This window comes from Microcoleus sp. w2-18bC1, from assembly GCF_036700365.1.
In the GTDB taxonomy this organism is placed as follows: domain Bacteria; phylum Cyanobacteriota; class Cyanobacteriia; order Cyanobacteriales; family Microcoleaceae; genus Microcoleus.
This window is the reverse complement of sequence record NZ_JAUBOS010000004.1, coordinates 23,167-43,616: the sequence shown is the minus strand read 5'-3', so window position 1 is coordinate 43,616 and position 20,450 is coordinate 23,167. Positions and strand designations below refer to the sequence as shown.

General features: G+C 45.2%; 16 protein-coding genes. 8 read left to right on the top strand and 8 right to left on the bottom strand.

Features of this window, described 5'->3' with window-relative positions:
• Positions 1-288 precede the first annotated feature (288 nt).
• Positions 289-2,304, bottom strand: a complete 2,016-nt coding sequence (tkt, locus tag QT979_RS04155; protein WP_333208959.1) for a transketolase — start codon at positions 2,302-2,304, stop codon at positions 289-291.
• Between the two features lie 540 nt (positions 2,305-2,844).
• On the opposite strand from tkt, the gene lysS reads away from it, so the two are divergent.
• Positions 2,845-4,398 carry a lysine--tRNA ligase gene (gene lysS / locus QT979_RS04150; RefSeq protein WP_333229114.1) on the top strand — a complete coding sequence of 518 codons (1,554 nt, stop codon included), beginning with the start codon at positions 2,845-2,847 and terminating at the stop codon, positions 4,396-4,398.
• A 144-nt stretch (positions 4,399-4,542) separates the two neighbouring features.
• On the opposite strand, the gene QT979_RS04145 is transcribed toward lysS, so the two are convergent.
• From QT979_RS04145 to QT979_RS04120, 6 genes are all read right to left on the bottom strand, one after another.
• Positions 4,543-5,142: a TerD family protein gene (locus QT979_RS04145; RefSeq protein WP_333208955.1), complete on the bottom strand. Its 600-nt coding sequence runs from the start codon at positions 5,140-5,142 to the stop codon at positions 4,543-4,545.
• Positions 5,143-5,223: 81 nt separating this feature from the next.
• A complete protein-coding gene (locus tag QT979_RS04140) occupies positions 5,224-6,678 on the bottom strand; it encodes a TerD family protein (protein WP_333229116.1) in 1,455 nt (484 codons plus the stop codon).
• Positions 6,679-6,777: 99 nt separating this feature from the next.
• The gene (locus QT979_RS04135) at positions 6,778-7,350 is read right to left on the bottom strand and encodes a TerD family protein (protein WP_333208952.1); all 573 of its coding nucleotides are present in this window, start codon (positions 7,348-7,350) and stop codon (positions 6,778-6,780) included.
• Positions 7,351-7,404: 54 nt separating this feature from the next.
• A complete protein-coding gene (gene def, locus QT979_RS04130) occupies positions 7,405-7,938 on the bottom strand; it encodes a peptide deformylase (RefSeq protein WP_333308323.1) in 534 nt (177 codons plus the stop codon).
• Positions 7,939-8,071: 133 nt separating this feature from the next.
• Positions 8,072-9,313 (bottom strand): HhoA/HhoB/HtrA family serine endopeptidase, encoded by a 1,242-nt coding sequence (locus tag QT979_RS04125; protein ID WP_333308321.1) that lies wholly within the window; start codon positions 9,311-9,313, stop codon positions 8,072-8,074.
• A 145-nt stretch (positions 9,314-9,458) separates the two neighbouring features.
• Positions 9,459-10,688, bottom strand: a complete 1,230-nt coding sequence (locus QT979_RS04120) for a transposase (RefSeq protein WP_333308319.1) — start codon at positions 10,686-10,688, stop codon at positions 9,459-9,461.
• Positions 10,689-10,746: 58 nt separating this feature from the next.
• On the opposite strand from QT979_RS04120, the gene QT979_RS04115 reads away from it, so the two are divergent.
• From QT979_RS04115 to dnaN, 4 genes are all read left to right on the top strand, one after another.
• Complete coding sequence (locus QT979_RS04115; protein WP_333308317.1) at positions 10,747-10,926, top strand: hypothetical protein; 180 nt, start codon at positions 10,747-10,749, stop codon at positions 10,924-10,926.
• Positions 10,927-11,077: 151 nt separating this feature from the next.
• Positions 11,078-12,448 carry a chromosomal replication initiator protein DnaA gene (gene dnaA / locus QT979_RS04110; RefSeq protein ID WP_333208947.1) on the top strand — a complete coding sequence of 457 codons (1,371 nt, stop codon included), beginning with the start codon at positions 11,078-11,080 and terminating at the stop codon, positions 12,446-12,448.
• Between the two features lie 57 nt (positions 12,449-12,505).
• Positions 12,506-12,856 carry a hypothetical protein gene (locus tag QT979_RS04105; RefSeq protein WP_333308315.1) on the top strand — a complete coding sequence of 117 codons (351 nt, stop codon included), beginning with the start codon at positions 12,506-12,508 and terminating at the stop codon, positions 12,854-12,856.
• A gap of 237 nt (positions 12,857-13,093) precedes the next feature.
• On the top strand, positions 13,094-14,233 hold the full coding sequence (dnaN, locus tag QT979_RS04100) for a DNA polymerase III subunit beta (protein WP_333081191.1): 1,140 nt from the start codon (positions 13,094-13,096) through the stop codon (positions 14,231-14,233).
• Between the two features lie 198 nt (positions 14,234-14,431).
• Here the strand turns inward: dnaN and QT979_RS04095 are convergent, their stop codons facing one another.
• Positions 14,432-15,871, bottom strand: coding sequence for an ATP-binding protein (locus QT979_RS04095; protein ID WP_333213479.1), 1,440 nt, complete (start codon positions 15,869-15,871; stop codon positions 14,432-14,434).
• Positions 15,872-16,854: 983 nt separating this feature from the next.
• On the opposite strand from QT979_RS04095, the gene QT979_RS04090 reads away from it, so the two are divergent.
• The 3 genes from QT979_RS04090 to QT979_RS04080 all read left to right on the top strand — a co-directional run bounded on the left by QT979_RS04090 (position 16,855) and on the right by QT979_RS04080 (position 20,432).
• Positions 16,855-17,934, top strand: coding sequence for a permease (locus QT979_RS04090; protein WP_333213480.1), 1,080 nt, complete (start codon positions 16,855-16,857; stop codon positions 17,932-17,934).
• 150 nt (positions 17,935-18,084) lie between these two features.
• Positions 18,085-18,873: a TIGR03943 family putative permease subunit gene (locus QT979_RS04085; RefSeq protein ID WP_333213481.1), complete on the top strand. Its 789-nt coding sequence runs from the start codon at positions 18,085-18,087 to the stop codon at positions 18,871-18,873.
• Between the two features lie 182 nt (positions 18,874-19,055).
• Complete coding sequence (locus tag QT979_RS04080) at positions 19,056-20,432, top strand: oligosaccharide flippase family protein (RefSeq protein WP_333213482.1); 1,377 nt, start codon at positions 19,056-19,058, stop codon at positions 20,430-20,432.
• Positions 20,433-20,450 lie beyond the last annotated feature (18 nt).

The following is a 20,450-nucleotide window of genomic DNA, read 5'->3' as shown; positions in this document are numbered from 1 at the left end:
TGGTTTTTCTTCCGTAAGCCTTAATATAGCAATTCTCAATGATTCGCGATGTGTAGCGAGCTCTAGGTTGGGTAGAACGAAGTGAAACCCAATATTCCGATTTTAGATTTTAGATTTTAGCTTTTCCTTCCTTCTTCCTTCTTCCTTTTCCTTCTTCCTTCTTCCTTCTTCCTTCTTCCTTCTTCCTTCTTCCTTCTTCCTTCTTCCTTCTTCCTTTTTCTTCTTCCTTCTTCTATAAAAAATGGGGCGAGCTCGAAGCCCGCCCCACCAAAAATTATGCTGCTGCTATTAACCCAACAGCGCCTGAGCCTTAGCTACCACATTATCAACGGTGTAGCCAAACTTTTCTAAAGCAACGGGGCCCGGTGCAGAAGCGCCGAATCTGTCAATACTGAGGCTATCGCCTTCAGAACCCAAATAACGTCCCCAGCCGAAGCTAGAACCTGCTTCAACTGCCAACCGCTTAGTAACAGCTTTCGGCAGTACAGATTCGCGGTAAGAGGCATCTTGTAAGTCGAACAATTCCCAGCAAGGCATCGAAACTACGCGCACTTTATTGCCTGCAGCGCGCAATTTTTCAGCGGCATCAACGCAGAGGTAGGTTTCGCCGCCGGTGCCGATTAAAATGATGTCGGGAGTGCCACCGTCGTCGGACAAAATGTAAGCGCCTTTGGCTGTTCCTTCGATCGAGCTTCCAGCCAAGTTAGGCAAGTTTTGGCGCGACAAAGCCATTAAAGTTGGGCGGGTGCGGCTTTCAACTGCCACTTTGTAAGCGCCGGATGTTTCATTACCATCCGCAGGGCGCATTACCAACAAATCGGGAATTACTCGCAGAGAAGCGATGGTTTCCACGGGTTGGTGAGTGGGGCCGTCTTCGCCCAAGGCTACGGAGTCGTGAGTCATTACATAAATAACTCCAGCTTCCGATAGTGCAGAGAGGCGAATTGCTCCCCGCATATAGTCAGCAAATACCAAGAAAGTAGCGCAGTAAGGAATTAAACCGCCGTGCAGTACCATACCGTTCGCGATCGCACCCATGGCGTGTTCCCGCACACCAAAGCGCAGGTTACGTCCTTCGTACTGACCTTTTTGGAAGTCTTTTTCACCCTTGAGCAAAGTCATGTTAGAAGATGCCAAGTCAGCGGAACCGCCGATCAGTTCAGGTAACACACCTGCCAAAGCATTCAAACATTTTCCAGAATGATTCCGAGTCGAATCGGCTTTATCTTCTGCCTTGTATGTCGGCAAAACTTTATCCCAACCTTCAGGAAGTTTGCCGGCAACGCTGCGCTCATATTCTGCTGCTTCTGCAGGATATGCTGCTTTATAAGCATCAAAAGCTTTCTGCCATTCTTGCTCAGATTGAGCACCGCGATCGACTGCTTTGCGGAAGTGTGACAAAGCATCATCAGGAATCTCAAACGGTGCGTGTTCCCACTTCAAGAAATCACGAGTTGCTTTCACTTCATCGGTACCCAAAGCAGCACCGTGAGAACTGTAAGAATTGCGCTTGTTAGGAGAACCGTAACCAATAACTGTGCGGACTTTAATCATGGACGGTTTGTCCGTGACTTTTTTGGCTTCTTCAATAGCTTTGTGAACTGCTTCTAGGTTAGTATCTTCGTCTAGAGCGGTATTGTCTACTGTAATGACGTGCCAATTGTAAGCTTCAAAACGCTTGCCCACATCTTCAGTAAAGGCCAAGCTTGTGTCGCCTTCAATAGAAATGTGATTGTCATCGTACAAGGCAATTAATTTGCCGAGTCCGAGGTGTCCGGCCAAAGAACAAGCTTCGCCAGAAATGCCTTCCATGTGGCAGCCGTCACCCATGATGACATAGGTGTAGTGGTCAACAATTTTATGGTCGGGCTTGTTAAACTTAGCAGCGAGGTGAGCTTCTGCCATTGCCAAACCGACGGCATTAGCAATTCCTTGTCCGAGGGGGCCGGTGGTAACTTCTACGCCTTCGGTGACGAAGTTTTCGGGGTGTCCGGGGGTTTTGGATTCCCACTGACGAAATTGCTTGATGTCGTCGAGGGTGACGCTATCGTAGCCGGTCAAGTACATGAGGGCGTACTGTAGCATACAGCCGTGGCCGGCGGAGAGGACGAAGCGATCGCGATTAAACCACTTGGGGTTTTTGGGGTTGAACCGCATGAACCGATCCCACAGCACAAAAGCCATAGGGGCAGCGCCCATCGGCAGTCCCGGGTGTCCTGATTTTGCTTTTTCTACCGCATCGATGGCCAAAAAGCGGATAGAGTTGATGCAGAGTTCTTCGAGTGATTGGGTTGCAACAGCCATAATTCTGGTTTTTATATGTTAAGAGAGAGTGTGTGTGGTCGATTCTGACAGAGGTGCGATGAGCCGAGTTCGATCGCTCGCGTTTCTGCTGTTCAGTTTCTATGGAACTGCCGTGAGGCTGCACTACATATCATCTCACCTGTTGCGATCGACAGACAACTTAATTTTTTAATGTTTCGGTCGCTTTGTGCAGTCGATAACAATAGTTGTCTGTTGTCTGTTGACTGTTGACTGTTGGGGAGAGGGAGTAGGAGGGATGGAGAGGATAGAAGACTTCCGTCAGGATTAAAACCTTACTGACCTTCTGCATCTGTCGATCGCCAGTGTGTCTGGATTATCTGACAAATTGGTCTATGTTGACCAGTTATGATAGAGTTTGGTGTTTCTGACATTTTGCAGCTCGATCGCGAACAGGCAAGATGCCTGTTCCACAAAGAGTGAATTTTCTTGTAGGGCGTTGTTTTGAGCAACGCCCGATCGCACGATCGCCAGAATAGTGCAAGATGTCAGATATTTGTAATTTTAATCAGGCAATAACTAATGACTCTCAGTGAAGCCGAAGTCCGCAGTCAAAAAGTAGACGAACTGCGATCGCAAGGCATAGAACCGTATCCCAGTGAATCCTACGCGCGATCGCACACAGCCCAACAAGTTCGCGAAATATTTAGTCAGCCGGGAAAAGAACTCCAAAACGGAGAAAGTGACCCCGAAGAAATTTCCCTGCGATTAGCCGGCCGCATCACTTCCAAGCGAGACAGCGGCAAAATTGGTTTCATCGATTTAAAAGACGCCACAGACAAAATTCAACTCAAAATCGAGAAAGCAATTGTCACCGGCGAAGTCGGTTTGAGCTTTGAACAAATTAAAAAATTGCTCGATGTCGGCGATTTTGTCGGCGTCGAAGGTATCGGCTGCCGCACCCCCAGGGGAGAACTTTCTATTTTAGTGAGGGAATTAAAGCTTTTATCAAAAGCTACTATTCAATTTCCCGATTCTTATTATGGAATTAACGACCCCGAAGTTTGCCGCCGTCACCGCGAAATGGATTTGGCAAGCAACCAAGATGCGCTCAACCGTTTTATGCTGCGAAGCCGCATCGTTCAAAGCATCCGTTCCTATCTCTGGCAAGCCGATTTTTACGAAATAGAAACCCCGACACTGCAAGCTATTTACGGCGGTGCTGCTGCTAAGCCATTCATCACTCACCACAATGCTTTGGAAGTAGATTTGTATTTGCGAGTGGCTCCAGAATTATTCTTAAAAAGAGCCATTTGCGGCGGTTTCGAGCGAGTATTTGAACTAGGGAAAGCATTTAGAAATGAGGGCATTGACAGCACGCACAATCCAGAGTTTACATCTTTGGAAGTTTACCAAGCTTATGCTGATGTTTTCGATATTTTAGGAGTTGTCGAAGACGTGATATGTTTCGCAGCGGCGGCGGTATTTGGGGATGTCAAAGAAATTGAAAATCAGGGGGAAACCATTAGTTTAGAACGCAAGTTCGACTACAGCGAAAAATATCCCGGTTTCAGCGGCAAACACTGGCAAGTGAAAACGATGGTAGAAGCTGTCAGAGACGAGTTTGGGCTGGATTTTGACAGTTTGGACTTGGAAAGTGCGATCGACTCTGCAACCAAGTTAGAATTGCACCTGTCTAAGTTAGAACAACAGAGTTTAGGCTACGTGCTCTATGCAGTTTTTGACAAATTAGTTGTTCCCAAACTCATTCAACCTACATTCATCATCGACTACCCTGTTGAAGTCAGTCCCTTAGCAAAAGGACATCGCAGCAAGCCGGGATTTGTAGAACGTTTCGAGCTGTTTATCAACGGTACAGAATACTCGAACGGATTTTCAGAATTGAACGATCCGAAAGAACAAAGAAAGCGGTTTGAGGAACAGTTAGCACAGAAAAATGCCGGCGATGACGAAGCGCATCCAATGGATGAAGATTTTATCCAAGCGCTATCTTTGGGAATGCCTAACTGTGCCGGAATGGGTATCGGTGTAGACAGATTGGTGATGCTTTTAACTAATACTCAAAGCATCCGAGATGCCGTCATGTTCCCGACAATGCGGCCGGTCAAAGATTGATTGGAGTAGGTTTTTTGCAGATGTCTAATAAGTACATGGGGATTTTTTAACCGCAGATATCAGCGGATTAACACAGATAAACGCAGATGGAATTTCATCTGCGTTTATCTGCGTTTACCTGCGGTTAAAACAACATTTTTAAGATCACCGCATAAATGAACCGACAACACCGTTCATATCTTCAGCCAAAGGATTTCCCAAAGCCTTAAACTTCCACTCGCCGCCTTCTCGATAGACTTCTCCCATCAACATATTTAATTTTCCTTCATAAGATGGGTCATTTGACAAGCGATAGCGAGCTATTTCTTTCCCGGCGGCATCTACAGCCCTCACGAAAGCATTTTGTACCAGGCCGAAATGCTGTTTTCTCTCTTTTCCATCGTAAATATTTACGCCCAAAATAATTTTGTTATATTCGGCTGGCAAAGAACTCAGTTTCACCACTATTTGTTCGTCGTCTCCGTCTCCAGCCCCCGTGAGATTGTCGCCTGAGTGAACAACTGTTTTGTCCTTTGACTCCAAATGAGAGTAATAAATTACATCCTCTTTGTAGTTCTTTATTTTGCCATTTTCTCCCAGCAGCATAGCGTAGGAATCTAAATCAAAATTGGCACCGCTGCTTCGACCGAAAAGACCTTTTTTAGCTTGGGCAACATCCCAGCCCAAACCCATTGTCAATCTGGATAAGTCGTATTCGCTTTTGCTGAGAACGATCGATTGCCCTTTTGTCAAGTTGATAGCCATAGTTTTGAGATTTTGTAAGGTTTATGGTGAAGTTGAATGATTGCCCTAAGCTAGCATTTTGTTTGGCTGCAAAAGCTGTTTCTAGGGTAAGAGATTTTTGATTCGTGCTGATTTTACCCAATGTGGATATTCGGCTGTCAACAAATCGTATAATTCCTCATCGGCAATATGTTCTGGGTCTTCTAAACTGAAGAAATCGGCGTTGTCTAGGTAGCGATCGCCCATTTCGTCAAGCTGTTCTAAAAAGCTAAAATCGCTCGCTACGGCTCTTGCTAACCACCCGCGAGCTCCCTTACTTTTGACATCTTTCTGCGACTTGCCGATCGCCATAAACTGCCAAAATATCGGCTCGTAAGACGACCATTGTAGCTGCTGCTTGGTTTCCGATTCGTCAGCAGTGGCTCCATCCGTGACAAACATCACGTATACAGGTCGATCGGCTTTAATAGCTGCGTAGCGCCTGCTACCGCGAGCGTCAGGAAAATAGAAATTTCTAATTTCTTTCATTACTTTACCGTAGTAAGTACCTCCTTCTAAAGGATACGGTTGCAGTATATTGTGGATGAAGTTTGAGAAATTGTCGATCGACATTTCACCGGGATTGTGGGGGTTGACTCCAAACAGAAATATGTCGATTGATCCGTTGTCATCCAACCGACACCCCAAAGCCAAAATCTTCTCTGCCAAACGCTGAATTTTTCCTGAACGGTATAGGGAAGACATAGAAGCAGAAATATCGAGGCAAAGCGCTACTTGAGCATTGTGATTTGTGAGATTTGCTTTCTTGAGCGAGATATCGGCTTTCTTCGCGAGATTAAAAATGTGCGGCGCTTTCTCCTCAAGCTTTTTGTCTAACGCTATAGCTTTCTGACTTTTGTGGCTATCTTCAATAACTGGTAATTTAGGCAATTCTACTGTACGTTGTGCTGGTTTTTCTTGCTGTTGAATCTCAGAATGATACTTATCAACAAAACTCTGCAACCCTGCTTTATATCCTTGCCCTACGGCCTGAAATCTCCAAGCTGCATCTTTTTTATACAACCGTCCAAACTCGATCGCGGTTTCTTCAGAAAAAGCTTCGGTTAAATCATACCGCGCTAGTTCGCTGCCTGTTTGGCGATCGTACAATCGGATAAAAGCATTTCTGATTTGGCTGAAATTTTGATGTTTAGCTTGTGCGTCGTGAATCGTGACCACAAAAACCATTTCTTCAACAGCAGCCGTTACTTTTTCCAAGTCTACATCAATTGTCTCGTCATCCCCTTGAGTTTGACCAGTTTGATTATCTCCCGAATGGGCGATCGCTCCGTCCGGCGACTGCGAGTTATTGTAAAATACAAAGTATCTTCCATCGGGAATCTTGCCGTCCGCACCTAATGCAAAAACAGAGGCATCGATATCGCAGCTTTGCGGGTTTGAGTTCGGTAAGTTTAGTTCAGTTGCTATTTCCCACCCCAGGGCGATCGCAACTTTTGTTAAACTTGGAGATGTTTTAGAAAGATTAAATCTTTCGCCCTTCTTTAATTGAATTCCCATCTGGTTTATCACCTCATGAGTCTGATTGCTTAAAATCGAGGGAAACATTCCTGCTTCCGAATTTCCCCTCGATTTATTTAGCTGGGAGCGATCGCCTTTTTATGCGGCATACTTATCTACAAAGCTTTGCAAGCCGGAATTGTAGCCTTCTCCTACAGCTTGAAACCTCCACTCGCCGTCTTTCTTGTAAAGTCTGCCAAACTCTACCGCTGTCTCCCGAGAAAAATCCTCGTCTAAATCGTACTTCATTACCTCTGTGTTAGTAGTAGTGTCGTAAATCCTGATAAAAGCATTCCGCACTTGACCGAAGTTTTGCCTTCTCGATTCTGCTTCGTGGATAGTTACCACAAACACAATTTCTTGCACCGCCGGATCGACTTTGCTTAAATCGACTGTAACGGTTTCATCATCGCCAAATCCTTCTCCAGTTCTGCTATCTCCCAGATGTATTACAGAAGTGTCCGGCGACTCCTTGTTGTTGTAGAAAACAAAGTATTTTTCGCCGGGAATTTTGCCCGTAGCCCCCAACATAAACACGGAAGCATCTAAGTCAAACGCTGTGCCGGTATCTGTAGCATTGGTATCCCATCCCAAACCAATCCCGGCATTTTTTAGCCCCGGTGCTTCTTTAGAGAGATTGATTCTCCCGCCTTTTTCCAAATTGATAGACATTCGCCCTCCTATTCACAACATCACTGGTGTTACTACTAGCAATTATATCAAGTGTTATAGTAAGTTGACAATTTGCTTTTGGTACTCGTCCTCTGTGATTAGTTCGTGGGTATTTTCCACTCTGTCTAAAAACACGATTCCATCTAAATGGTCGTGTTCGTGTTGAAAAATTCGGGCCACAAAGTCTGTCAATTCTTGTCGGTGGAGTTTGCCGTCTCTACTGGTGTATTCTATCTCGATCGCCCTACTTCTCGGCACCAACCCTCGAATCCCCGGAATGCTCAAACAGCCTTCCCAGTCTTTGACTGTCTCTGTTGATGCAGCCACAATCCGGGGATTAATCATCGCTGTGGGTTCCATGTGGGGTGCTTGGGGATACCGTAAATTGGGACGGGATGCGACGATGAACAGGCGATCGGACTGAGCGGCTTGAGGGGCGGCAATCCCAACTCCGTTTGCCTGCTGTACTGTACAGATTAAGCTGTCAATCAATTGTTGAATGCGATCGTCCTTAATATTCTCGACAACTTGCGACGGGCGGCGCAGTACAGGATTTCCTAATTGAGAAATTTGTAATATCTCTGCCATAGTTATTGGTTAGTCGTTATTGGTTAGTGGTTAACTACTGACAAATAGCCATTTTTTTCTTCCTTCTGATGTCCTTCTTGACATCCGTTACATCCGTTACATCCGTTACATAATCCGTTGCCGAACTTCCTTCTTATCCAACTTTTTGAACCGGCAAACTCCCCGGTTTAACACTCAAATTAACTATTTGCCCGTTGCGGTTGATTTCCATTTGCAACAGCCCGCCAACCTTAGCATTTTGCACGAACTCCTGAACAGCTTCCGACTGAATAATCGGCTGATTGTTAATCTTTTGAATCACATCTCCAGCCCGCAAGCCTGATGCTGCTGCGGGAGAATTAGGAACTACACTAACAATAGCCACACCCCGATCGACTGCAACTCGCAGACTGCTGGTAGCATTGCTGTTAATTTGCTCCTTAACATCGGGAGTCAGCGTCGCCATTTCAATACCCAAATAAGCGTGTTCGACTTTACCCGTCGAAATCAGTTCCTTCGCCACCTGTTGCGCCGCCTGAATGGGAATCGCAAACCCCAATCCTTGAGCACCTTGAATAATCGCCGTATTCATGCCAATAACTTGGCCCGAAGCATTCAGCAGCGGGCCGCCGGAATTCCCCGGATTAATTGCAGCGTCTGTTTGAATAAAACCGATCCGCTTGTCGGGTACGCCCACCTCTGAGCTCGATCGCCCCGTAGCGCTAATAATTCCCGCAGTTACGGAATTGTCCAAACCCAAAGGATTGCCGATCGCGATCGCCCATTCCCCAGGCAACAGCTTATCCGAATTGCCGATCGCCACCACAGGCACATTATTGGCTTCAATCTTCACCACAGCCACATCCGTCACCTTATCCGCCCCCAACACCCGCCCCTGAAAGCTGCGGCCGTCCTTGAGAGTTACATTTACGGTATCGGCTCCCTCTACAACGTGAGCGTTAGTGAGAATCAAGCCGTCGGCACCGATGACAAAACCCGAACCAGTGCCCCGTTCGATCCCGCCCCGGCCGCCCGAATTCGGTTCTATACCCAAAAAATCTTCCGGCGACAGCCCTCTATTTCCCGGTTTCACCCGGCGCGAAGCATCGATCCGAACCACTGCCGGGCCAACTTTTGCCACCGCAGCCACAATAAAATTCACATTAGTCCCGTCGCCGGACAAGGAAGCCGGCGGCAAGACTTTGCTAGCTTGATTCTTTGTATTAGGAGGCAGTTGCAATTTCGGTTCCAGCGCCCTTTGTCCCGAATCGCCAGAATTTCCACGAAATTGAGAAACCGTCAGACGATCGCCCAACATGGCGGCCCCGGCTCCCGTTACCAGCAGCAATATGTAAATTGCCGGTTGCTTCCAAAATTTGCCAGTAGAACTCTTCATGGCCATGTTTTAAGGCTTTCCTGCCAAATCTAAATATTTGCTGAGCCGCTCCCCGATACCTGGTTTGGGCTGCAGAGCGGCAAAAATTTTGGCGATCGGCAGACTCCCTTAAACTTTAGCATCTGAGGAGTGACATACTCCCACATCAATCACAAGCTGTCACCATTGATGTCGGCTTCTCAGCGACTCCAGCTATTGCTTCGGACGTTAACTGAGCTTTAAGAACGGAATGCCCTACCGCTCTGTTTTTTATATTGATAGCTGCATTTTGATCGCGATCTAGACTACACCCGCAATGAGGGCAATCGTGCCATCTTTTATGCACCTTTTTAGGTACTTTCTCGCCGCAATTAGAGCAATCTTGTGAAGTGTTATGGGCACTTACTGGGACTACCAACAAACCAGCATTTACGGCTTTATTTGTTAGTATCGACAGAAAGCTTGACCACCCAGCATCCAGCACGGATTTAGCTAATCTTGTACGAGCAAGTCCTTTAACATTCAAGTCTTCAACTGCAATAACATCATATTTATTCAATAAATTCTTAGCAGTTTTGAAATGAAAATCTTTACGTTTATCTGCAACTTTCTTGTGTTGACACCCCAGTTGTTTAATTGCTTTCTGTCTACGGTTACTTCCCTTTTTACGTCGTGCAACTCGCTTTTGAATAACCCGTAGGCGTTTTTGGGCTTTGCGATAAGGTTGAGGAATAGTAACCGTTTCCCCCTCTGATGTCGTCAAGAATTCCTTCAAACCAACATCAATGCCAGTAATTTTGTTTGGATCAAAATCTGGTTTGATTGTAGGAACTGTTAGATATTCCAAGCTGAGAGTTACGTAGTATCCATCAGCTTTTTTGGTGATCGAAACAGTTTTGATCTTAAAGCCATCAGGTATGGAGCGATGCAAAATAACCTTAACCTTCCCGAACATCGGTAAGTTAATAAGGTTGTCTTGCAAGCACTCGCCTTTGATCTGAGGATAAGTAAACGTGCGGTAACGACTGCGTGATTTAAATCGAGGTCTACCGCTACGTTTTCCATTGCTATCACCTTTCAGAAAACTATCAAAAGTTATCTTGACTCTTTTCACTACATCTTGGAGAACTTGAGAATAAATCTTGGCATACCAGGGATGAGATTTTTTGAGCTGAGGTAAATTTCTCTTCTGTGAGTAGTAATCGGGATTATCTCTCAGTTCAGGCAGGTAACAAATCAGAGGACAAGCATTAACAGGAGAACGGTTTTGCTCATACCAGTTAAATCGATCGGCCAACAAATAGTTATACTGAGCGCATAGCATCGACAACCATCTGTCGATCTCAATGGCTTGTAACTTTGTAGGGCGTAGTTTATACTGATATGCCGTTCTCATCTATCTGACTGTACACTAAGTGCTATATATAAGTTAACCTGTATACTGGGGGCTGTCAATGCCTTTTCAAAAAAATCACAAACTAGGGGCAAGGAAACGGTTGAACCGTCCTTTAGACAAGGAAACAATCGGATTCAAAGGCTATGAAGGACAAAAAGAAAAACTTAAGGCTGTTCCTGACTGGCAAGAACGTTTGAGAGAGTTTGTTGATAAATTAATTAGTGATTACGAGAATTAATTGGTCAACTCCGTACCTAGGTTGACCCGCCGGAGCGAACCCAACACCAATCTGATTACAGGTATCGCGCGTGGGATTCCGGCGGTTTCATAGCTAAACTCTCTAGACTGTAGAATTAAATATCTTGAATGCCGATCGGCAGAGGTGAGCAGTGGACATTCCCCTCGAAAGTCTGTGGAATCAGATACTTGAACGTCTCCAGGTACAACTTAGCAGACCTAGCTTTGAGACGTGGATCAAAACTGCTAGGGCCGAACAACTCGAAAATAACTGTTTGATTGTCAGCGCCCCCAACCCCTTTGCTCGCAATTGGTTGCAAAAATATTACAGAGAAATCCTTGCCGATGCAGTCGCAGAAATTCTCGGCTATCCCGTAGACATTTACTTGACAATTGCCGGGGGAAACGAAACAGGCGGCAGCAGCGACTCGGCCATAATTTGGCCATCCCCCATCGCCGATATCCCGGAAACCCACTCGCTTCACCCCCCCAAACCCGCCAATTTAAACCCGAAATACCTATTTTCCCGCTTTGTCGTCGGTTCCAACAACCGCATGGCTCACGCGGCTTCCCTCGCGGTAGCCGAGTCTCCGGGCCGAGAATTCAATCCCCTATTTTTGTGCGGTGGCGTCGGTTTGGGCAAAACTCATTTGATGCAGGCGATCGGTCATTATCGCTTGGAAATTGACCCCAACGCCAAGATTTTTTACGTTTCTACTGAGAAATTTACTAACGATTTAATCGCCGCCATTCGCAAAGACAGTATGCAAACTTTCCGCGACCATTATCGGGCAGCCGATGTTTTATTAATAGATGATATCCAATTTATTGAAGGAAAAGAATACACTCAAGAAGAATTTTTTCACACTTTTAATACTTTGCACGAATCGGGAAACCAAGTAGTTTTAGCTTCCGACCGTCCGCCACAGCAAATCCCCCGCCTGCAAGAGCGTTTATGTTCCCGATTTTCTATGGGATTAATTGCCGACATTCAATTGCCAGACTTGGAAACTCGGATGGCAATTTTGCAGAAAAAATCTGAGTATGAAAATATGCGGCTGCCGCGAGATGTGATTGAATACATTGCTTCTAGTTACAATTCCAACGTTCGGGAATTGGAAGGAGCTTTGATTCGGGCGGTAGCATATCTTTCAATTACCGGTTTGCCGATGACCGTGGAGAATATCACCCCGGTTTTGAACCCGCAAACTGAAAGCGTAGAGGCGACTCCCGATGCAGTAATTGCAGTTGTGGCCGAGGCGTTTGATGTTTCTGTTGAAGATTTGAAAGGCATTTCCCGCAGGCGAGAAATTAGTCTCGCCCGTCAAATAGGGATGTATTTAATTCGGCAGCATACTGGTTTGAGTTTGCCGAAAGTTGGCGAAGTGTTTGGCGGCAAAGATCACACGACTGTGCTTTACAGTTGCGACAAAATTGCTCAGTTGCGGAACACTGACCCGAATTTGGCTCAAACTTTGCGTCAGTTGAGCGATCGAATTAACGCTGTCAGCCGCAAAAGTTAATTTGAAGTCAGTTGTCTGTTGACAGTTGTCGGTTGACAGTTGTCAGTTGTCACATCAATGACTCAGTTGTCAGTTGTCAGTTGTCAGTTGTCAGTTGTTATCACTCAACGCCGTCAACAGTCAACAGTCAACAGTCAACAGTCAACAGTCAACAATTCCCATTCCCAAATCCCAATGCCCCATAATAGACAATCTTGCCTGTGGAAAAACCTGTGGAAAAGTTGCCCTCCGTTTGTGGAAAACTTTACTCGATCGCCCAAAACAGTTTTTGCACAAAAATGGGCGGGCGATCGACCGCAACAGCTTTTCCACAAGTTTTCCACAAGTATTTATTACCTACAAGTCTTTCCCAGCAAGCAGTTAGCTTTTTTTTCCACAGTTTCCACAGGGCGATTGACACAAAAATAATTCAATAAATTAAAAAAAACTGGTGATCCCTACACACCCTACACACATAGTTCGCGACGCGCGCTGACTTCAGAAACCCGGTTTCTACGAAGATTTCTCGTTTTTACAGACAAAATTTTGCCTAGAAACCCGGTTTCTAGCTCCATGCTTAAGCCCTACACACAGAAAAACCGACCCGCCGGCTTTCTGTGATACCATTTGTTTCTGTTTCAAATCCGGTTAATTAACCTTCCTACAATGAAATTGGTTTGCACCCAAAGTGACCTCAACGCCAACCTCTCGTTGGTAAGTCGGGCCGTTCCCTCCCGCCCGACACATCCGGTACTAGCCAACGTGCTCTTAGTAGCGGATGAGGAAAATCAGCGGGTTAGCTTGACAGCTTTCGATCTCAGTTTGGGCATTCGCACCAGCTTCGCAGCAGAAGTAACAGGCGGCGGCAGTTTTACCATACCCGCTAAATTACTCAACGATATTGTTTCGAGACTCCCAGATGGAGAGATTACTTTAGAAGACGAAGCAGGGGACACCGTAGCATATCTCACTTGCAGTTCTGGCAGCTACCAAGTTAGAGGCATGGGCCCGGAAGAATTCCCAGAATTGCCTGCAATAGAAGGCGGAACAATCCTCAAATTGCCACCGGAAGCCTTGATAGAAGGACTCAAAGGAACTTTATTTGCTACTAGCCCCGACGAGGCAAAACAGGTACTTGCAGGCGTGCATTTAAAGGTATTGCAAGATTGCCTGGAATTTGCAGCTACAGACGGTCACAGATTGGCAGTAGTTCAAACTGCCAATGAAAAACCTGAAGGCGAAGAAACCCAAGAAGAATTTGAGGTGACAGTCCCCGCTAAAGCATTGCGCGAAGTAGAAAGAATGCTGGTGATGCGGCAGTGGACTGAACCTGTCACCCTGCATTTTGAACACGGTCAAGTAGTGTTTGAATGGGCAGATCAGCGGCTGACCACCCGCACCTTGGAAGGGCAATATCCCGCATACCGGCAGTTGATTCCGCCGTCTTTTGAGCGGCAAATTACCTTAGAAAGGCGATCGTTCTTAGCAGCAGTAGAAAGAATAGCCGTTTTTGCCGACCAAAAAAACAATATTCTCAAATGCAGCATCGACGAGGAGAATCAGGAAATTACTTTGTCTGTAGATGCTAAAGATGTCGGCTGTGGCAAAGAGTCAATGCCCGCACAGATTTCGGGAGATAGCATAGATATTGCTTTCAACGTGAAATACTTAATTGACATTTTGAAAACTGCTCAATCCCCCGAAATTCAACTGCAATTAAACGGTGCCTTAGCCCCCGTAATTTTTCAGCCATTAGGCGGAGTCAATGCTACATTCTTGGTGATGCCTGTGCAGCTAAGAGCTTAAAAAGAGTCAGTAGTCAGCAGTCATTAGTCAATAATCACGGATGCTGCAACCGGAATTGATCTAATTCATCTGCGTTAATCTGTGTTAATCTGCCCTCATCTGCGGTAAAAAAAAGAGAACTTTTGAACCGCAGATGACAAGGGATGGACGCTGATTCACGCAGATAAAGAGAAGAGAGATTTGATATGAGTTAGTGCTTCAAATCCATGGTAACAAAATTTCAAATTCAGTACCTGTACCGGGCGTAGAATGCAAATTTAACTTGCCTTTATGCTTTTCCGTAACAATTTGATGGGTGATTGCCAACCCCAAACCAGTACCTTTCCCGGCGGGTTTAGTGGTGAAAAATGTCTCAAAAATCCGCCGCTGAATTTCTGGCGGAATTCCCGGCCCGTTATCGGCAATTCGGATGGCTATCCAAGCGTTATTTTGATTTTTTTCCGCTGTTTCTGGGCAGAAATCGCCGTTTTGGCTGGCGGATGATAGCTGTTTGACATTTTGCCGATCGCCCATAACATAATTTTGAATTAATTCCGAATTCACGCAGTCTCCGTCAGAACTGTCTATTACCTCGGTTTCAATAGTAATCACAGGCATAAAATCTTTTTCTGCTTTTACCTCTTCCAAAGCGTCGATCGCATTGCTGATGATATTCATAAATACCTGGCTCAACTGGCCAGAGTAACACTTGACCAAAGGCAAATCACCATAGTTTTTAACTACCTTAAATCCGTACTTCAGACGGTTTTTCATAATTAGCAGGGTACTGTCAATACATTCGTGGATGTTAGCTTGCTTCAAGTGGGTTTCGTCCATGTGAGAAAAGGTGTGCAGGCTGGTGACGAGTTCGGTCAGCCTCTGCGATGAAACTTTCATACTTTTGAGAATTTCCACCCAATCTTCTTGTAAAAAATCAAATTCTATGTGTTTTTTGAGTTCGCTAATTTTTTCGCTTTCACCCACAATGTCTTCGTAAGCAGACAGCAAATCCATGATGTCTTTCGAGTAGTTGGACAAAAAGCCGAGATTTCCGCTGATGCAGGTGACGGGATTTCTAATTTCGTGGGCGACTCCAGCTACCATCTGTCCCAAACTCGCTAGTTTTTCGGTTTGAATTAATTGAGATTCAGTTTGCTGCCTCAGCAATTTTGTCGCTAGTTCGTGAATATTGGATTGCGCTACTAAGAGTTCGTGCACGTCTAGCAAACTATAAGTTTGAGGTGACAATTGAACCACAATCGGTTCGTAAAGCAATTCTTTCGATCGCAACAGCGACTTCCTGGCTGCATCCACGATTAAAGTATTGCTGGGAAAAATTAAACTCTCAGTTTCGGCAAAGCGGTACAAAGCCCTCACAGGGCGCTTTAAAAATAATTCTCGCCCAAAAGGACGGCTGATAAATTCTAAAAATCTCCGCCGGGAAATCATACCGGCAAATTCACCTTGATGGGTGACAATGACTCCCGGTAACAGCGGATTAGCTTCTAGCATCTGAGAAATTCGCATTCCCCAATCCGTAGCTTCTACCTGAAAATCGTAAAGCGACAATTGGTGGAGAGTAGAGTCTAAACAAAGTTCTCCTAGGTCAGCCTGAGAGATGGGTTGGACGGGTCTTTCTACGCAGGAGGTATTCAACATAAATTTATCAGCACGCTTTTTTGGGTTCTATTTGCCAGTAGACATTCAGCTACCAAAGGTCAACAGGTGAGTTGCTGAGTGCTTTGACCGGCATCGCCCTGGCAAACTGCATTTTAAATTACACAAAAAACTGACTGTAGCAAGGAAAATTTTACCACTTAAAGTATTAGGCAAGATTGAGGATCACCGAGATAAATGCGCCCTGGTAATTATACCTGACTTTATTTTATACTGGCTTGAGCAGTATTAACGCTTGTTTGGACTATTTAACTATTCATTAATCTTAATTAATCGTCTTAACCTTTTGTTAATAAATTATTAGGCTAAGAAATATAATTGATTGATAATAGAAGAAAATGGGAATTGCCCGATCGCCCCGGCGATACAACAGCCTGAAACAAGTTAAAAGCACAAAGCTAGGGCGATCGCGTCCCTGAGTTTTAGCTTGCAATCGCGATGGCGGGACGCCTTGCAAGCTAGGGCATCTGAGGCTATGTCCTCCCATCTCCCCGATCCGGTACTCGAAACCCCCCGTAACGACCAGCTAGCGGCACACCTGCCAGTGCGTCCCTTATAGGTTTGTAGTGAAAACTAAAGTCATCGCTACAAACATATTTTTTAGCGATCGTTATATAAAACAGTTAGCCTTGCCCGGAATCTGCAAAATCTGCCTTGGCATTTGTTCTAAAATCAATTATTGTTAACCGAAATATCCATCAAATCCACGACGGTTGGCTTAGTTAATTATTGATTGGCTGTACGAGGCGGATATGAATAAAAATCCAGTCAAATTTAAACGGCTTTAAGCAGTCGGAATCATTCCATATCTTAGCATTGATCAAATTAGCAGGTCTACAAATTATAGCAAAAAAAAGACCAAAAACAATTAACTCGATCTTAACTTAGTGCTATGCTTTGGTATGATATACAAGGAGTTCTACCAAAGACGTATAGCTAAATAGCAATCTACCAGTAGGTGATCGATGCAACCCGCCCTGACAAATCAGTTAAATAATGCTTTCACCCTGTTTCTCAGCTTGTTAGTAGAAGCAATACCTTTTCTGCTGCTGGGAGTTTTATTTTCAGGTTTGCTGCTGGGATTTGTAGACGAACGCAAACTCGTATCGCGCATCCCACAAAACCCGCTGCTGGCGGCTTTGATGGGCAGTTTAATCGGCTTTTTGTTTCCCGTGTGCGAGTGCGGTAACGTGCCCGTAGCCCGCAGGTTACTGATGCAGGGAGTACCCGCACCAGCGGCGATCGGCTTTTTGCTGGCGGCCCCCACCATCAACCCCGTGGTAATTTGGGCTACTTGGACGGCATTTCGCGATCAGCCAGAAATTGTAGTTTTCCGGGTGGTATTTTCTCTGTCTATAGCCACAATTATCGGCTGGGTGTTCAGCGGCCAAAAAGACTTGCGGCCTCTGCTGCAACCCTCTGTAGCCCGCGCAATCCCCTTGCCAAAACCAGAGTTTTCCGAAAAAGAAGTTGTCCAAGCTAACACTCCGCTGCTGTTGCAGTCGGGAACTTTTATGCTCGGTCAGCCGGGGGGGGTGGTGCCGATCGAATCTTTGCTACAAGACGACTGGAAGCCATTAAAAACAGGCAAAACAGAAAAAACCTCGAAACGTTCCTCAATGTTTCACCGGGTTTCTAAACAGCGTCTGCGCCTGCTTTTAGAGACTATGGTACAGGAGTTGCGCGAATTGGGAGGAGTGTTGGTAATCGGAAGTGCGATCGCAGCCATCATTCAAGTTGGCGCCCCCCGCGAACTAATTCTCAACCTCGGCCAAGGCCCCGTTTCCTCGATTATAGCCATGCTGCTATTAGCGGCAGTCGTATCGATTTGTTCTACAGTGGATGCCTTTTTTGCCCTGTCTTTTGCTTCCACATTTACCAGCGGTTCGCTGTTAGCCTTTCTCGTTTTCGGCCCGATGATTGACCTCAAAGGTATCGGTTTAATGCTGTCAATTTTTAAAGGTAGAGCCGTAGTTTACTTAATTGTCTTGGCAGCTCAGTTAACCTTTTTAATGACCCTCGCTGTCAACTTGCATTTAGGTTAATAAGTTAGCTCAAACAGACAACTAATACCATTTTCGCTTGGCGATTTTCAATTACCTTGCTCGCAGATACGGAAGTCACGAATATACGGATAGGTGTTTTTCATTTGCCATCTTCCCTATTCCTTCTTCCTTCCCCATCACTTTTAAAAAATGAATCTTAAAAAAATTAGCCCCTGGCTAGACGCCCTAGCTATCTTAGGCTGGGGAATATTGCTCCTCAAATATTGGATCACCGGCCAATTAAGCATTCTCATTCACCCCAATTACTTTGGCTTGACTCTAGCAGGAGGAATCGGCTTATTGGTTATTGGCGGTTTAAAAACTTGGGAACTCTTAAAACTCGCTCGCACTACCCAGCAATCGCGGACATCAACAGCAAATAACTCTCTCAGAATCACAGAAGTTGAACACGTTACTTTGTTTCCCCCCAGTATCGGCAGCACCTTAATGTTGGGCATCGCATTAATAGGTTTACTAACAACGCCACGCACCTTTACCAGCCAGACAGCATTAGAACGAGGCCTCACCGAATCCCTGCCCATCACCAGACTGCAACCCCAAGAATTTCGCAATACTACAAAACCCGAACAGCGATCGCTCGTCGAATGGGTGCGGCTGTTAAATTTCAACCCCGAACCGGATACATACAGAGGTCAAAAAGTCAAAGTTCAAGGATTTGTAATTCACCCCCCTAACCTAACAGAACAATATATGTGGATTGGGCGTTTTATCATTACCTGCTGCGCGGCAGACGCCTATCCGATCGGCTTGCCAGTAAAATTACTGATTGGTCAAAGCCGCACCACCTTTGCCCCAGACACTTGGCTAGAAATAGAAGGAGAAACGATCGTAGAAGAACTCCAAGGCAAGCGCAAATTAATCATTCAAGCATCCTCCCTCAAACCAATTCCCGCACCCAAAAACCCTTATGATTATTAGATGTTGAGTAAGTATCAGATGAAATTTTACCTTGATTGCGAAATGGAAAGTCCAGACCCAATCTCCGTATACAGATCAAGATACGGTAAAGTCAGCTAAAAAAGTGGCAGCATCCTCCTTTAGGAGTTGCAAATAACAAATTCAGCAACTACACTCGTAATTAGAAAATAAATTCTGAGTATATGTCATCAGAAAAAAAATTAGCTATCAAAGGTGCTGCCTGGACGATCGCCAGTTATGCAAGCAGTCAAATTATCCGATTTGGCAGTAACTTAATCCTGACGCGCCTGCTTTTACCCGAATTATTTGGTCTAGTAGGTCTAACCTACGTTTTTATAACAGGGATCAACTTATTTACAGACATAGGCTTGGGCCCAAGTATCATCCAGAACAAACGGGGGGAAGATCCTCAATTTCTCAACACCGCTTGGACACTGCAAGTTATTCGCAGCTTGTTCATTTGGATTGGTTTGCTTATAATTACCCAGCCCGTTGCGAGTTTTTATGAAGAGCCCCGTCTTCTGTGGTTGATTCCAATCATAGGTATAAATTCCTTACTCGGAGGGTTTAAATCTACTTCAACAGCCAGCCTAGAACGCAAAATGGCAGTGAAGAAAGTAGTAATTTTTGAGTTGGGCATACAGATTGTTTCTACAACAGTGATGATTGTCTGGGCATGGTTCGATCGCAGCATCTGGGCGATTATCGTCGGTGGCTTTACTGGAGCTTTCATGGAGTTAGTATGGAGCCATTTTTTGATTCCAGGCAAGTCAAACCGCTTTGCTTGGGATAAAGAAGCAGCTAAAGAAATATTTTCTTATGGAAAATGGATATTTTTGTCTACGGCTTTGTTTTTCTTGTGTTCTCAAGCCGATCGACTGATCCTAGGGAAAATATTTACTTTAACAATGTTGGGCATTTACGGCATCGCTTTTACCCTGGGGGATATGCCGCGCCAAGTCATCATCGCCATTAGCGGTCGGGTAATTTTTCCATCGATTTCTATGCTGGCAGAGTTGCCGCGGGAGGAGTTGCGCGCGAAGATACTCAAGAACCGCAATCTAATTCTAATACCATTAGCCGTAGGTTTAGCAATTTTTGTAATCTTTGGAGATCAGTTAATTTTAACACTGTATCGGAAAGAGTATGAGGCTGCATCTTGGATGATGCCAATTTTGGCGTTAGGTATCTGGCACACCACCCTCCACAATATCATGGGTTCTTGTCTGTTAGCCGTAGGAAAGTCTCAGTACCCAGCTATAGGCAATCTGCTGACTTTTCTGAATCTATGTATAAGTATACCGCTGGGATACTACTTAAAAGGTAATTTAGGTGCCGTGATTGCTGTAGCTCTCGGTGACCTTCCTACCTATGCAGTAACTAACTACGGTTTGTGGAAAGAAGGACTAACTTGTTTTTGGCAGGATATTCAATTAACAGGGCTGTTTGTAGTGGTTCTGGCCACTCTACTTTGGTGTAGAGTCGCTTTGGATTGGGGTCTGCCAATCGATAAAATATCACCGATGGATTTAGTTCCAATCAATCAACTATTTCAGTAAAAAAAAGGAGATTGTTTC

What these genes read in the sequence shown, in the direction of transcription:
- QT979_RS04125 (WP_333308321.1), bottom strand. Translation starts at nt 9,313, where the DNA reads ATGAAGAGTTCTACTGGCAAATTTTGGAAGCAACCGGCAATTTACATA.
- def (WP_333308323.1), bottom strand. Translation starts at nt 7,938, where the DNA reads ATGGCAGAGATATTACAAATTTCTCAATTAGGAAATCCTGTACTGCGC.
- QT979_RS04085 (WP_333213481.1), top strand. Translation starts at nt 18,085, where the DNA reads ATGAATCTTAAAAAAATTAGCCCCTGGCTAGACGCCCTAGCTATCTTA.
- QT979_RS04080 (WP_333213482.1), top strand. Translation starts at nt 19,056, where the DNA reads ATGTCATCAGAAAAAAAATTAGCTATCAAAGGTGCTGCCTGGACGATC.
- QT979_RS04105 (WP_333308315.1), top strand. Translation starts at nt 12,506, where the DNA reads ATGACTCAGTTGTCAGTTGTCAGTTGTCAGTTGTCAGTTGTTATCACT.
- dnaN (WP_333081191.1), top strand. Translation starts at nt 13,094, where the DNA reads ATGAAATTGGTTTGCACCCAAAGTGACCTCAACGCCAACCTCTCGTTG.
- QT979_RS04135 (WP_333208952.1), bottom strand. Translation starts at nt 7,350, where the DNA reads ATGTCTATCAATTTGGAAAAAGGCGGGAGAATCAATCTCTCTAAAGAA.
- QT979_RS04120 (WP_333308319.1), bottom strand. Translation starts at nt 10,688, where the DNA reads ATGAGAACGGCATATCAGTATAAACTACGCCCTACAAAGTTACAAGCC.
- tkt (WP_333208959.1), bottom strand. Translation starts at nt 2,304, where the DNA reads ATGGCTGTTGCAACCCAATCACTCGAAGAACTCTGCATCAACTCTATC.
- QT979_RS04095 (WP_333213479.1), bottom strand. Translation starts at nt 15,871, where the DNA reads ATGTTGAATACCTCCTGCGTAGAAAGACCCGTCCAACCCATCTCTCAG.
- QT979_RS04140 (WP_333229116.1), bottom strand. Translation starts at nt 6,678, where the DNA reads ATGGGAATTCAATTAAAGAAGGGCGAAAGATTTAATCTTTCTAAAACA.
- lysS (WP_333229114.1), top strand. Translation starts at nt 2,845, where the DNA reads ATGACTCTCAGTGAAGCCGAAGTCCGCAGTCAAAAAGTAGACGAACTG.
- QT979_RS04145 (WP_333208955.1), bottom strand. Translation starts at nt 5,142, where the DNA reads ATGGCTATCAACTTGACAAAAGGGCAATCGATCGTTCTCAGCAAAAGC.
- QT979_RS04115 (WP_333308317.1), top strand. Translation starts at nt 10,747, where the DNA reads ATGCCTTTTCAAAAAAATCACAAACTAGGGGCAAGGAAACGGTTGAAC.
- QT979_RS04090 (WP_333213480.1), top strand. Translation starts at nt 16,855, where the DNA reads ATGCAACCCGCCCTGACAAATCAGTTAAATAATGCTTTCACCCTGTTT.